This window comes from Kluyvera intermedia, assembly GCF_021440345.1.
Classification (GTDB): Bacteria; Pseudomonadota; Gammaproteobacteria; order Enterobacterales; family Enterobacteriaceae; genus Kluyvera; species Kluyvera intermedia_A.
Window position 1 is genome coordinate 35238 of sequence record NZ_JAKCNS010000014.1, and the last position, 13336, is coordinate 48573.

Sequence of the window (13336 nt, forward strand, 5' to 3'; positions counted from 1 at the left end):
AGGCAAAGAGCGTTGTTTTTCAGTGCGATATTGCCTTATTAGTCCTTCGCTCCCTCATCGTGGGTACTGCTTTTTATCCTTAGTACCCCGTATACTATGTGGTTTTTATGATAGGGAGGTTCGCGTGCGATCCATATTAGCGGCGTTGCAGAGCCTGTCAGGGCATCTGACAGACGATTTTCCAGCATTGCCCGGTACGCGAATTTTTGAAGTCTCATTCCCTTTAAGCGATGCTTTCGACCCGCTGGCCTGGCTGACCGCCCAGTCGTTGTGGCCGCAGTTTTACTGGCAGCAGCGTAGTGGCCACGAAGAAATAGCCGCCATTGGCGCGGTGAAAACCTTTTCGTCGCTGGCGCAGGCCAACGATTTTCTGGCGACACAGGAACGCGACGACATTCGGCTGTGCGGCGTCAATGCCTTTGACCCGCAGCACGGCATGCTGTTTTTGCCGCGACTGACCTGGCGACGGGAAGCAGGGCGAGCGGTGCTTAGGCTGAATCTGTGGAGCGCCACGTCGCTACAACAGGATGCTGAGCACGCCCGTCAATGCCTGGCCGCACTCTCTGCACATCACTCCTCGACCGAATTCACCTTGCAGCAGGAACGCGAAATTCATCGTCCTGACAAAGCGGGCTGGTGCCGACTGATTACTCAGGCCACGCAGGCGATTCGCAGCGGCGAATTCAGCAAAGTGGTGCTGGCGCGGGCAACGGATCTTATTTTCGCCAGTGCGCCTAACGCCGGTGCGCTCATGGCGGCCAGTCGCCGGGTTAATTTCTCTTGCTATCATTTCTATATGGCCTTCGACGCGGAGCGGACATTTCTCGGCTCCTCGCCGGAGCGCTTATGGCGTCGGCGCGGACTTCAGCTTGAGACCGAAGCGCTGGCTGGCACCGTGGCCGGGCATGATGATGACGCCGCCGCGCAACGTTTAGGCCACTGGCTGATGGCTGATGATAAAAATCAGCGTGAAAACGGCCTGGTGGTGGACGATATTTGTCAGCGCCTGCAGGGCATGACGCAAACGCTGGATGTGTTACCGGCTGAAATCGTACGCCTACGCAAGGTCCAGCATCTGCGTCGCCGTATTCAGGCCGAGCTGGATACGCCGGATGATACGCGCTGTTTGCTGCAGCTGCAGCCCACCGCGGCGGTGGCGGGGCTGCCCAGAGCGGCGGCGCTGGATTTTATCGAACGCGAAGAACCCTTTACCCGGCAATGGTATGCCGGGTCGGCTGGAATTCTCTCCCGTCGTCAGAGCGAGTTTTGCGTCACGCTGCGCTCGGCGATGGTCGAAGGTAATACGCTACGGCTGTATGCCGGCGCCGGTATCGTGGAAGGCTCCGATCCCGAACAGGAATGGCAGGAAATCGAAAACAAAGCGGCGGGACTCCGTTCATTACTGTTCTCTGAATAAAACATTATCGACTCATATCAAGATCCTACTCTTTCGTAGAACTTATACTGAGCCGCAATATTTGATACCGGACAATTTCATGTCAGTAAGCGCATTTAACCGACGCTGGGCGGCGGTGATCCTTGAAGCATTAACCCGTCACGGCGTGCGGCATATCTGCATTGCGCCGGGATCACGCTCGACGCCACTTACCCTGGCGGCGGCGGAGAATCGCACTTTTATTCACCACACCCATTTCGACGAGCGCGGTCTGGGGCACCTGGCATTAGGGCTGGCCAAAGTCAGCCAGCAGCCGGTGGCGGTGATTGTCACGTCCGGTACGGCTGTAGCCAATCTTTATCCCGCGCTGATTGAAGCGGGTTTAACCGGTGAAAAAATTATTCTACTGACGGCGGATCGCCCGCCGGAGCTGATTGACTGCGGTGCGAACCAGGCTATTCGCCAGCCGGGCATGTTTGCTTCTCATCCTTCACAAACCGTCTCGCTGCCGCGCCCAAGCCAGGATATTCCGGCGCGCTGGCTGGTCTCGGTGGTGGATGACGCATTAGGTTCCCTCCACAGCGGCGGCGTACACATCAATTGCCCGTTTGCTGAACCGCTGTACGGCGATATGGATGAAACCGGGCTGAGCTGGCAGCAGGCGCTGGGCGACTGGTGGCAGAGCGATAAACCCTGGCTGCGCGAGGCGCTGCATCAGGAGAGCGTGGCACAGCGTGACTGGTTCTTCTGGCGACAGAAGCGCGGCGTGGTGGTTGCCGGGCGCATGAGCGCGGAAGAGGGCAAACAGGTTGCGGCCTGGGCGAAAACGCTGGGCTGGCCGCTGATTGGCGATGTGCTCTCGCAAACCGGGCAACCGCTGCCGTGCGCTGATTTGTGGTTAGGGAATCCTGCCGCGATAAGCGAACTGGAGCAGGCACAGATTGTGGTGCAGCTTGGCAGCAGCTTAACCGGCAAACGGGTGCTGCAATGGCAGTCGTCATGTGAGCCCGATGAATACTGGCTGGTGGATAATCTTCCCGGTCGCCTTGACCCGGCGCACCATCGCGGGCGCCGTCTGGTGTGCCATATTGACCGCTGGCTGGAGCAACACCCGGCGGAAAAACGCACCCCGTGGACCAAAGTCATTCCCACTCTGGCCGAGCAGGCCTGGCAAACGGTGGCCGAGCAGAGCGACCACTTTGGTGAAGCGCAGCTGGCGCACCGGATTCGCCGTTACTTGCCGGATCAGGGCCAGCTTTTTGTCGGCAACAGCCTGGTGGTGCGCCTGATTGATGCCTTAGGCCAGCTTCCTGCGGGATACCCGGTATACAGCAATCGTGGTGCCAGCGGTATTGACGGGCTGATCTCGACCGCGGCGGGCGTACAGCGCGCCAGCGCTCGGCCGACTCTGGCTATCATCGGCGATCTCTCTGCGTTGTACGATCTCAACGCGCTGGCGCTACTGCGTCAGGTCTCGGCGCCGATGGTGCTGATTATCGTCAACAACAACGGCGGGCAGATTTTCTCCCTGTTACCAACGCCGGTATCCGAGCGCGAACGCTTTTACGCCATGCCGCAGAACGTGCAGTTTGAGCACGCGGCGAAGATGTTTGGCCTACGCTACCAGCAGCCGCAGGATTGGGACGCACTGGAGTCCGCGCTGAGCACCGCATGGTGTACCCCAGCGACCACGGTGATTGAACTGGTGGTGAACGACACCGACGGCGCGCAAACCTTGCAGCATCTTCTGGCGCAGGTCAGCCAGCTATGATTTTGCACGCCGTCGCCGAACGTGGAGATCCGACGCAGCCCTGGCTGGTCTTTCTGCACGGTTTTTCTGGCGACCACCGCGAATGGCAGACGGTCGGCGACGCTTTTCCCCATGCCAATCGGCTGTATGTCGATCTGCCTGGACACGGGGGTTCTGCCTCCCTGCGGGTTGACGGTTTTGACGGCGTGGCGGAAATGCTCAAAGCAACGCTGCTTAGTTACAACATACTCAACTACTGGCTGGTGGGGTACTCGCTGGGCGGACGGATTGCAATGTATTACGCCTGCTGCTCGCGGCCAGAAGGCCTGGCAGGGGTGATTGTCGAAGGTGCCCATCCGGGGCTGACGGATGCCACCGCACGTCAGCAACGCCTGGGCAACGACCAGCAATGGGCGCAGCGCTTTGCCACTCAGCCGCTGGTGGATGTGTTTCATGACTGGTATCAACAGCCGGTATTTTCCAGCCTGACGGCGGGTCAGCGCGATGCGCTGGTGACGCTGCGTCAGCGCAACGACGGCGGCGCGTTGGCCGCCATGCTGCTGGCGACGTCGCTTTCGGTGCAGGACGATCTGCGTCCGGCGCTGCGTCGTTGTCATACTCCTTTCTGGTATCTCTGCGGCGAGCGCGACGCTAAGTTTCGCGCCATCGCGGAGGAACTCTCGCTCCCTTGCTGCATTATTCGTGATGCCGGGCACAACGCGCACCGGGAAAATCCCGCGGGCGTGGTTGCGTGCCTGGCGCAGATTTTGCCTCTCTGATAATAGGACACGTTATGATTTATCCTGATGAAGCTATGCTGTACGCCCCTGCCGAGTGGCACGACTGTTCTGAAGGTTTTACCGATATCCTTTACGAGAAATCCGCCGACGGTATTGCCAAAATCACCATTAACCGCCCGCAGGTACGCAACGCGTTCCGTCCGCTGACGGTGAAAGAGATGATTCAGGCGATGTCTGATGCGCGCTATGACGACAACATCGGTGTGATTATTTTGACCGGCGCGGGCGATAAAGCCTTCTGCGCCGGCGGTGACCAGAAAGTTCGCGGCGATTACGGCGGATACCAGGACGACAGCGGCGTTCACCACCTGAACGTGCTGGACTTCCAGCGTCAGATTCGTACCTGTCCAAAACCAGTTGTTGCTATGGTGGCTGGCTTCTCCATCGGCGGTGGTCACGTGCTGCACATGATGTGTGACCTCACTATCGCGGCGGAAAACGCGGTCTTCGGTCAGACTGGCCCGAAAGTCGGCTCCTTCGACGGCGGCTGGGGCGCATCCTACATGGCGCGTATCGTCGGCCAGAAAAAAGCGCGTGAGATTTGGTTCCTGTGCCGTCAGTACGATGCGAAAGCGGCGCTGGATATGGGCCTCGTGAACACCGTGGTACCGCTGGCAGATCTGGAAAAAGAGACCGTCCGCTGGTGTCGTGAAATGCTGCAAAACAGCCCAATGGCGCTGCGCTGCCTGAAAGCGGCGCTTAACGCCGACTGCGATGGTCAGGCGGGGCTGCAGGAGCTGGCCGGTAACGCCACCATGCTGTTCTACATGACCGAAGAAGGCCAGGAAGGGCGTAATGCGTTCAACGAAAAACGCCAGCCTGACTTCAGCAAATACAAACGGAATCCGTAATGCGTAGCGCGCAGGTTTACCGCTGGCAGATCCCGATGGACGCGGGTGTGGTTCTGCGCGAGCGGCGGCTAAAAACCCGCGACGGGTTATTCGTCTACCTGCGTGACGGCGAGCGCGATGGGTGGGGAGAAATCTCCCCCCTGCCGGGATTCAGCCTGGAAACGCTGGATGAGGCGCAGGCGGCACTGCTCGCCTGGGCTGCAAGCTGGCGGCAGGGCGATGCTCTTGTTCTGCCTGCGCTGCCTTCCGTGGCTTTCGGCATTAGCTGCGCGTTGGCGGAGCTTAACGGTGAACTGCCGCAGGCAGCGGACTATCGCGCGGCGCCGCTGTGCACCGGAGACCCGGACGAGCTGGTGCTGAAGCTGGCTGAAATGTCCGGCGAGAAGGTGGCCAAGGTGAAAGTGGGGCTCTACGAAGCGGTGCGCGATGGCATGGTGGTGAACCTGCTGCTGGAAGCCATTCCCGATCTGACGCTTCGCCTTGACGCCAACCGCGCCTGGACGCCGCTTAAAGCCCAGCAGTTCGCCAAATACGTCAACCCGGATCACCGCGCACGTATTGACTTCCTCGAAGAACCGTGCAAAACCCGCGACGATTCCCGCGCCTTTGCCCGCGAAACGGGTATCGCTATCGCCTGGGATGAAAGCCTGCGTGAAGCGGATTTCCGCTTTGAAGCCGAACCGGGCCTTCGGGCGGTGGTGATAAAACCCACGCTCACCGGTAGCCTGGCACGCGTGAAAGAGCAGGTAGCCGCCGCGCACGCGCTCGGCCTGACGGCGGTGATCAGCTCTTCCCTTGAATCGAGCCTTGGCTTAACCCAGTTGGCGCGGATTGCCGCCTGGCTAACGCCGCAGACCATGCCTGGACTGGATACGCTAAATCTGATGCAGACTCAGCTGATTCGCTGCTGGCCGCAAAGTTCGCTGCCGTGCGGGGCGATAGAGGATATGGAGCCGCTGCTGTGATGTTTGCTACCTGGCCGTGGCGGCATTGGCGAGCACTGCGCGGCGAGGCGCCCGCGCTACGTCTGGATGATGAAACCCTAAGCTGGTCGACGCTGTGCCAGCGTATCGACCAGTTGGCCGCGGGCTTTCAGGCGCAAGGCGTTAACGTTGGCGATGGCGTTGCGCTGTGCGCGCGAAACCGCCCTGAAGCGGTGCTGGCCTGGCTGGCGCTGCTGCAGTGCGGGGCGCGTATTCTGCCGCTGAATCCACGTTTACCGTCGGCGCTGGTTAGTGAACTGCTGCCGGGTTTAACGCTGCATTATTTTCTGAACCTTGAAGCAGACGAGCACTACGGTTTGGCACCGTTACGCCTGCATTTGACATCCGGATATGCCGATGTCGACTGGCAGGCACAGCGTTATGTTTCTATGACGCTCACCTCCGGCTCGACGGGGCTACCCAAGGCCGCCGTGCACAGCGCCGCGGCGCATCTGGCCAGCGCAGATGGGGTGTTAAGCCTGATCCCCTTTAGTGAAAACGACTGTTGGCTGCTGTCGCTGCCGCTGTTTCATGTCTCCGGGCAGGGTATTTTCTGGCGCTGGCTGCTGGCGGGCGGGCAGATGGCAATTAGCGAACATCCGCTGGCGCAGGCGCTGGCCGGTTGCTCTCATGCCTCGTTAGTCCCCACGCAGCTGTGGCGGTTGCTCAACGATAACCAACCGTTAAGCCTGAAAGCCGTACTGCTTGGCGGGGCCGCCATTCCTGCTGAGCTAACCACCCGGGCGGCGCAGCAGGGGATTCGCACCTTTTGCGGCTATGGCCTGACCGAGTTTGCCTCTACGGTATGTGCGCGGGAGGCCAACGGTGGTGATGATGTTGGCGCGCCGCTTCCGGGGCGCGAACTGCGATTGGTGGACGGCGAAATCTGGCTGCGGGCAACGAGCATGGCGGCAGGCTACTGGCGCAACGGAGAGTTAGTCGCGCTGGTGAATGAACAAGGCTGGTTCGCCACCCGCGACCGCGGTGAAATATGTGAGGGCAAGCTGCGGGTGATAGGGCGGCTGGATAATCTCTTTTTCAGCGGCGGCGAAGGCATTCAGCCCGAAACGGTGGAGAAGGTGATTGCTCAGCATCCGGCGGTATCGCAGGTCTTTGTGGTGCCGGTTGACAGCCCTGAATTCGGGCAGCGCCCGGTTGCCGTCGTGGATGCTGAAACTACGCTGGATTTGTCCGAAATAGCCATATGGGTGAAGGATAAGCTGGCAGGATTTCAGCAACCCTACCGCTGGCTGGTGTTACCCGACGCGATGAAGGGAACGGGAATTAAAGTCTCTCGCCATCAGCTTAAGCTGTGGGTTAGTCAACAAATCCCGTAGCGTATAATAGTTCTGCATTATTGAATAAATATCAATTATCATTGTCCCGGATATGGGGTTGTACTTGGTTACAATCCCATCGTTTATTGCCCGTTCAGGACATTGAATCCTGACTGTATCCCAGTACAATTCAGCTGTTTATGGGCATTTATTTTTTGCGTTTGCGTGAAAGGATTAAGATGAAAAAGAGCGTGTTATTTGGCCTCGCAGGTTTGATGTTTGTCTCAGCGTCAGCGAGTGCAATCAGTTTTAATGGCCAGGCGGGTAAAGATTATACCAACCTCGGCTTTGGCGTTGGCACCGAAACATCGGGCCTGGCGTTAACCGGTAACTGGACGCACAGCGACGATGACGGCGACGTTGCCGGCCTGGGGCTGGGTCTGAATATCCCTCTGGGGCCGTTGATGGCAACGGTTGGTGGTAAGGCGCTTTACACCGATCCGAACGACAGCGATTCCGGCTATGCGGCTGCGGTCGGCGGCGGCCTGCAGTGGAAAATCGGCGATAGCCTGCGTCTGTTTGGTGAGTACTACTACTCTCCAGACTCACTCTCCAGCGGCATCGAAAGCTACACCGAAGCGAATGCTGGCGCACGCTACACGATCATGCGTCCAATCAGCATTGAAGCCGGTTACCGTTACCTGAACCTCGCGGGTAAAGACGGTCACCGTGACAACACCGTGGCCGATGGCCCATATGTTGGCGTGAGCGCTTCGTTCTAATATCCCCCGGCGCAGCAGCCCTGCTGCGCCAGTTTTCCCTTTTTAAATCCCTACCTTGCGCTATAGTAAACCGTTCTCTTTTTACTGGAGTAAGTAATGATAACGGTTGAGATGCTGTCAACGGGCGACGAAGTTTTATCGGGACAGATTGTCGATACAAACGCGGCCTGGCTTGCCGATTTTTGTTTTCAGCAGGGCATTCCATTGTCACGGCGTAACACCGTAGGCGATAACCTGGACGATCTGGTGGCTATCCTGCGGGAGCGTAGCACGCAGGCTGATGTCTTAATTGTCAACGGCGGTCTGGGCCCAACCAGCGATGACTTAAGCGCGCTGGCCGCCGCGACGGCGAAGGGCGAATCGCTGATTCTGCATGAAGAGTGGCTGGCCAGCATGGAGCGCTTTTTTACCGAACGTGGCCGCGTGATGGCGCCAAGCAACCGCAAGCAGGCGGAAATCCCCGCCAGCGCCGAATTTATCGATAACCCGGTTGGTACCGCCTGCGGTTTTGCCGTACGACTCAATCGCTGCCTGATGTTCTTCACTCCTGGCGTACCGTCCGAATTTAAAGTGATGGTCGAAAAAGAGATCCTGCCGCGTATTCGCCAGCGTTATCCCGTAGGGGAACCGCCGGTCTGTCTGCGTCTGACCACCTTTGGGCGTTCCGAAAGCGACCTCGCCCAGAGTCTGCAACATCTGGACCTGCCGCCGGGCGTTACCATGGGCTACCGCTCGTCAATGCCGATTATCGAATTGAAGCTCACCGGGCCTGCTGAACATCGCGATGCAATGCTGGCGCTGTGGCCGGAAGTGCAGAAAGTGGCTGGCGAAAGTCTGATTTTTGAAGGCACCGAAGGTCTGCCCGCGCAGATTGCCCGCGTATTGAAAGAAAAGCAGCTGAGCCTGACGCTAAGCGAGCAGTTCACCAGCGGTCTGCTGGCGCTTCAGCTTTCCCGCGCCGGTGCGCCGTTACTGGCCAGTGAAGTGGTTCCCGCCCAGGATGAAACCCTGGCACAAACCGCGCGCTGGGCGGAAGAGCGGCGGATTAACCATTTTGCCGGGCTGGCGCTGGCGGTGAGTGGGCTAGAATCGGAACACATCAATGTGGCGCTTTCCACTTCCGACAAAACCTACGCGCTTCAGCTGAAGTTCAGCAACACGCGCCACGGTTTGGTGGTGCGCCAGGAGGTGTGTGCCATGATGGCGTTAAACATGCTGCGTCGCTGGCTGAACGGTCGCCCGGTCGCCAGCGAACACGGCTGGATTAACGTGGTTGATTCGCTGGTGCTGTAAGCGCCTGCGCCAGCAGCGTAATGGGATGTTCACAGCGCTTGCTGGTGGACATCTCAATCTGCCATTTACAGGTTTCACAATCCGTGATGACGAGGTCTGCGCCGCTGGCTTCAATCTGTGCGAAGAGCGGGGCGCCTATCGCCTGCGATGTCGGGTAGTTTTCGGATTTAAAGCCGTAGGTCCCGGCAATACCGCAGCAGTTCGACTCCAGCACCTGCAGTTCCAGCCCCGGAATGCGCCGCAGTAATTCCAGCGTATACAGCGACCAGCCCATTTTCTCCATATGACACGGCGTGTGATAGACCACTTTGAGCGGCAGCGGGTTTAGCCGCAGCTCTGCACCCGCATCCAGCTTGCGCCAAATCCAGCGGGTAGCGAGCTCAATGCTGTCACGCAGGTCATGATTATCAACATCCAGCAGGTGCGGATATTCATCTCGTAGCGTGAACGTACAGGTGGACGAAGTCGCCAGCACCGGAATGTGCTTTTCAACAATCGCTTCCCGCAGCGATGTCACATTGCTTTGCGCCTGACGCCGCGCCTTATCAAAGAAACCATTGGCAATTAACGGCACGCCGCAGCACTTCTCTTTACTCAGTAGCTGAACGCCAATACCCAGTGCGTTAAGCACGCGGATCATATCCAGCCCCAGCTGTGGGTGGTTGTAATTCACATAGCAGCCGTGAAAGAAGGCGACCTGCTCGGCATACTGCGCCTGGCTTTTGGCGATGCGCTGATAGCGGCGGCGGAAGGTGCCAAAAGAATATTTGGGCAGACTGCGGCGATGGTCGATTTTCAGCGCCGTATCCAACAGCTGGCGTACCGGTTTCAGGCCGGTGGCGGCGTTAACGATGGGGGCAAACGGTGTGGAAAGGGTGCCCATGAGATCGGTATGGCTGAGAATGGTGTCGCGCAGCCCCAGTTTCGTGTTGCCGTAGTCGGCGCGGGCGCGCTGGATGATATCGCCAATTTTGACATCGGATGGGCACGCCACTTCGCAGCGCTTACAGTTAATGCAGTATTTCAGCGCATCATCGTACAGTTCGCTGTCTTTACGCCGCAGGCGTTCACCGTCCGGCCCGGCCTGTTTCGGCCCCGGATAGCGGGGATTCACCCGGCTTACCGGGCAGACGGTGGTGCAGACGGTGCATTTAATGCAGTTTTCGAAGCTTTGCTGGCTCATGCCTCACCTCCGGCTAACGTAATAATGTGCTGTGCGGCATGCATGGCGCTGATAGCGCAAACCCCGCCGCCACAGCCCAGCGCGATAGGATCGAATCCACCCAGCACTGAACCGATGGCAAACAGGTTGGACAGCGTAACCCCGTGCAGCGAAGGATGCAGGGCATCGTCAACAACGACGCCGGACTGTTGCCACGGCTGTGAGGCAAAAAAGTCCTGCTGATACCACTGTGCGCGCGGCGAAGGCGCGAGAATATCCAGCCCCAGAATCGTTTCGCGAATGCATTCGCGCTCGGCGGTCAGACCGTTACTGAAGAAGCTGCCGCTGGCGAGTACGGCAAAGCGCGGACGCAGCGGAATATCCCCGTGGTTGCGGGTCCAGATTTCACTAATTTCACCGTTGCTATGGCTTATGCGAACCACTTCATCACCTGCCATCCAGGTACCGCCCTGGGCGATAAACTGCCTTTGTAAGGCCGAATGCAGACGCATTCCCGGTACTGAAGGTGGCAGAGTGGGGAGCAGAGAGAGTGAGCAGGGAAGATGAGCGTTAAGCCAGTCAAACAGCGAACTATCGCGCAGGCCAAAGCAGGCCGGCATCAGCAGCGTATCGCAGCCTTCGCACAGCGGTAGCAGCGCTTCATACAGCGGCTGCCACAGTGATTTCTCATCCAGCACTCGGGCAATATTCACCGCCCGAAATTCGGTCGGGTTTTCACGTAGCACATCCAGCTCCGGTAAATCGATTTCGGCGATATCGATGCTGAGCCCCTGCTGTTGCAGTGAACCGGCGACCAGATGCGGTTGGAAATCGAGAAAACCACTGATACCGACCACCCGGATATGCCCCTGGGACAGCGGTGAGACGGGGACCTCAAGCGGACTTAGCCAGGCGGCACGCTGTAGACCTAACGGTGTGATGCGCTGATGAACCTGCTGGACATCGCCGTGCATGTTGACTCCGCATTCCGTCAGCAGCGTCTGCGTCTGACGAGCATAGTGCAGCACATTGTCGGTACCCACGCGGACGTAAGGATGATTGGGGGATTGTTGCGACAATGCCGCCAGCCCTTGGGCGATATCGGTGACCGGTTTCCCGTCCGGCAGGGCGCTCAGAAGATCCAGAGAACCTGAAGAGAAGTGCAGCGCGCTCTGGCCCCGACTGACGATGGCGCAGCGTAAACCGGACTTTTGCAGCTGGAGTCCGCACAGCAGCCCGGCAAGGCCGCCGCCGACAATAACGCTATCAAATTTCATCTTCTGGCTCCTTTTGTAACCCGCACAGTCCTTGATAGACCCAACGGGTCAGTTCGCTTTCGCGTAGCGCATCGCCCCAGGCAATCGGCTGCACGCCTTTCCAGCGCTCATTGAGGAAGTTTGAAAGCTGCGCCAGAGATTGTGTCGAGGTGGTGACGTTAAAGCGCTGCAGCAAACCGCTGGCCCGACAGGCGCACAGCTCTCCCTGGCAGGTGCCCATGCCGACGCGGGTGCGGCGGCGTAGATCCAGCAGATTGCTCACCGCCAGATTTTCGACCGCATACTCAACTTCTCCCGCAGTGACGGCTTCACATTCGCAGACAACGCTGCGATGCAGACGGCTGTTGCCCAGCCATGTCGGGGTGCGGTCGCCGTGGCGATAGACGGCGGAACCGCGCAGCGGTGCGGGCAGGGAAATCATCCGTTGCAGCGTTTTCTCGACCGGTTCCTGCGAGCCGGGCAGCGGCGTGTCGGCGGTAGTGCAGGGGTGATCGTGATTGAGTTTACGGCACACGGCATCGGTGGCCCATTCGGCCATTAGCCGGTAGGTCATCAGCTTGCCGCCGGTAATGGTGATAAAGCCTTCCAGACCGTCACGCTCGGCGTGATCGAGCAATACGATGCCACGGCTGACGTTGCGTCCGCTTGGGTCGTCATCGCTGGCGACCAGCGGGCGCACGCCGCAGTAGGCGCGCAAAATGCGCGTATTAGCCATGATGGGCGCCAGCTTTTCGCCCTCGCGCAGGAGAATATCAACCTCATCGGCGGTGACGCGGCAGCGGTCAATATCCTGGTAGTCGATGTGCGTGGAAGTGGTGCCGATAAGCGAAATGGTATCGCCGGGCACCAGAATGTCGGCATCGGCCGGGGGGCGACAGCGGTTGATAACGTGCTGGTTAATGCGGCTTTCGAAAATCAGCAGCGAACCTTTGGCCGGGAACATACGGATTTTCAGATCCGCATATTCGGCAATGCGTTGCCCCCAGATCCCGGCGGCGTTGACTACCACCGGTGCATACAGATCGCGCGTTTGCCCGTTGGCGTGATGATACAGCGTGACGCCACGTACCCGGTCGCCCTGGCGGATAAGGCCGGTGACTTCATGTCCGGTGAAAATCGTGGCGCCGTGTTCGCGGGCGTCGAGCATATTGGCGGCGGTCAGACGGAAAGGATCGACGGTACCATCCGGCACGCGAACGGCGCCGACCAACGCGGGATTGACCGCCGGTTCAATACGTCGAGCCAGCGCCGGGTCAATCGCTTCGGCCAGAATGCCCGCGCTGGCGCAGGCATTGATAAAGGTTTGCTGATAGCCGAAGTCATCGTCAGGCAGAGTGATAAACAGCCCGCTGGTGGGTTCGATGCAGTGACGGGCGATGCGCCGCAGGATCTGATTTTCACTGATGCATTCGCGGGCGGATTCACCGTCGGTCACTGCATACCGCGCGCCGCTGTGCAGCAAGCCGTGATTGCGGCCCGTTGCGCCGGTGGCGATATCAAAGCGCTCAACGAGAGCGACCTTCAGGCCACGGAGCGCGCAGTCGCGGGCGATCCCGGCACCGGTAGCACCGCCACCGATGATAATCGCGTCATATTCATGTGCAGAGGCGCTGTCCATTTTGTGTCCTCAATGTTCGTTTTGAGATCATTAAGTCACATGAATGCGTATTTTTGTTTGATATCGAACATATTCGCGCGTTAATCGAAAATATGATGCCGGGTTTTGTGGCGTATATCGCCTTTTGCCGGCGGTTATGGCGGTGAT

Annotated in this window: 11 protein-coding genes; 8 read left to right on the forward strand and 3 right to left on the reverse strand. The window is 58.9% G+C overall.

Annotation, left to right across the window (positions count from 1 at the left end):
- Positions 1-124: 124 nt before the first annotated feature.
- From menF to LZ634_RS04500, 8 genes are all read left to right on the forward strand, one after another.
- Positions 125-1417, forward strand: coding sequence for an isochorismate synthase MenF (menF, locus tag LZ634_RS04465; protein ID WP_234502599.1), 1293 nt, complete (start codon positions 125-127; stop codon positions 1415-1417).
- 79 nt (positions 1418-1496) lie between these two features.
- Positions 1497-3167: a 2-succinyl-5-enolpyruvyl-6-hydroxy-3-cyclohexene-1-carboxylic-acid synthase gene (gene menD / locus LZ634_RS04470; protein WP_234502601.1), complete on the forward strand. Its 1671-nt coding sequence runs from the start codon at positions 1497-1499 to the stop codon at positions 3165-3167.
- The gene (gene menH / locus LZ634_RS04475) at positions 3164-3925 is read left to right on the forward strand and encodes a 2-succinyl-6-hydroxy-2,4-cyclohexadiene-1-carboxylate synthase (RefSeq protein WP_234502603.1); all 762 of its coding nucleotides are present in this window, start codon (positions 3164-3166) and stop codon (positions 3923-3925) included. Before menD ends, menH begins: the two co-directional genes overlap by 4 nt.
- A gap of 14 nt (positions 3926-3939) precedes the next feature.
- On the forward strand, positions 3940-4797 hold the full coding sequence (menB, locus tag LZ634_RS04480; protein ID WP_234502605.1) for a 1,4-dihydroxy-2-naphthoyl-CoA synthase: 858 nt from the start codon (positions 3940-3942) through the stop codon (positions 4795-4797).
- Positions 4797-5762, forward strand: coding sequence for an o-succinylbenzoate synthase (gene menC / locus LZ634_RS04485; protein ID WP_234502607.1), 966 nt, complete (start codon positions 4797-4799; stop codon positions 5760-5762). The genes menB and menC overlap by 1 nt, the downstream gene beginning before the upstream one ends.
- Positions 5759-7117, forward strand: a complete 1359-nt coding sequence (gene menE / locus LZ634_RS04490; RefSeq protein ID WP_234502609.1) for an o-succinylbenzoate--CoA ligase — start codon at positions 5759-5761, stop codon at positions 7115-7117. The genes menC and menE overlap by 4 nt, the downstream gene beginning before the upstream one ends.
- Positions 7118-7296: 179 nt before the next feature.
- Positions 7297-7839 carry a YfaZ family outer membrane protein gene (locus LZ634_RS04495; RefSeq protein WP_234502612.1) on the forward strand — a complete coding sequence of 181 codons (543 nt, stop codon included), beginning with the start codon at positions 7297-7299 and terminating at the stop codon, positions 7837-7839.
- A 96-nt stretch (positions 7840-7935) separates the two neighbouring features.
- The gene (locus LZ634_RS04500; protein WP_234502614.1) at positions 7936-9132 is read left to right on the forward strand and encodes a nicotinamide mononucleotide deamidase-related protein YfaY; all 1197 of its coding nucleotides are present in this window, start codon (positions 7936-7938) and stop codon (positions 9130-9132) included.
- On the opposite strand, the gene glpC is transcribed toward LZ634_RS04500, so the two are convergent.
- Genes glpC through glpA form a run of 3 tightly spaced genes read right to left on the reverse strand, consistent with a single transcriptional unit; the run spans position 9104 to position 13189 of the window.
- The gene (gene glpC / locus LZ634_RS04505) at positions 9104-10315 is read right to left on the reverse strand and encodes an anaerobic glycerol-3-phosphate dehydrogenase subunit GlpC (RefSeq protein WP_234502616.1); all 1212 of its coding nucleotides are present in this window, start codon (positions 10313-10315) and stop codon (positions 9104-9106) included. The two genes, LZ634_RS04500 and glpC, sit on opposite strands and share 29 nt — an antisense overlap.
- On the reverse strand, positions 10312-11571 hold the full coding sequence (glpB, locus tag LZ634_RS04510) for a glycerol-3-phosphate dehydrogenase subunit GlpB (protein WP_234502619.1): 1260 nt from the start codon (positions 11569-11571) through the stop codon (positions 10312-10314). Before glpB ends, glpC begins: the two co-directional genes overlap by 4 nt.
- Positions 11561-13189 carry an anaerobic glycerol-3-phosphate dehydrogenase subunit A gene (glpA, locus tag LZ634_RS04515; protein WP_234502621.1) on the reverse strand — a complete coding sequence of 543 codons (1629 nt, stop codon included), beginning with the start codon at positions 13187-13189 and terminating at the stop codon, positions 11561-11563. The genes glpB and glpA overlap by 11 nt, the downstream gene beginning before the upstream one ends.
- Between the last annotated feature and the right edge of the window lie 147 nt (positions 13190-13336).

Bases quoted from the DNA above. Each gene is read 5' to 3' on its own strand.
- LZ634_RS04500 (WP_234502614.1), top strand. From the start codon at position 7,936: ATGATAACGGTTGAGATGCTGTCAACGGGCGACGAAGTTTTATCGGGA.
- menB (WP_234502605.1), top strand. From the start codon at position 3,940: ATGATTTATCCTGATGAAGCTATGCTGTACGCCCCTGCCGAGTGGCAC.
- menC (WP_234502607.1), top strand. From the start codon at position 4,797: ATGCGTAGCGCGCAGGTTTACCGCTGGCAGATCCCGATGGACGCGGGT.
- LZ634_RS04495 (WP_234502612.1), top strand. From the start codon at position 7,297: ATGAAAAAGAGCGTGTTATTTGGCCTCGCAGGTTTGATGTTTGTCTCA.
- glpC (WP_234502616.1), bottom strand. From the start codon at position 10,315: ATGAGCCAGCAAAGCTTCGAAAACTGCATTAAATGCACCGTCTGCACC.
- menH (WP_234502603.1), top strand. From the start codon at position 3,164: ATGATTTTGCACGCCGTCGCCGAACGTGGAGATCCGACGCAGCCCTGG.
- menD (WP_234502601.1), top strand. From the start codon at position 1,497: ATGTCAGTAAGCGCATTTAACCGACGCTGGGCGGCGGTGATCCTTGAA.
- glpB (WP_234502619.1), bottom strand. From the start codon at position 11,571: ATGAAATTTGATAGCGTTATTGTCGGCGGCGGCCTTGCCGGGCTGCTG.
- glpA (WP_234502621.1), bottom strand. From the start codon at position 13,189: ATGGACAGCGCCTCTGCACATGAATATGACGCGATTATCATCGGTGGC.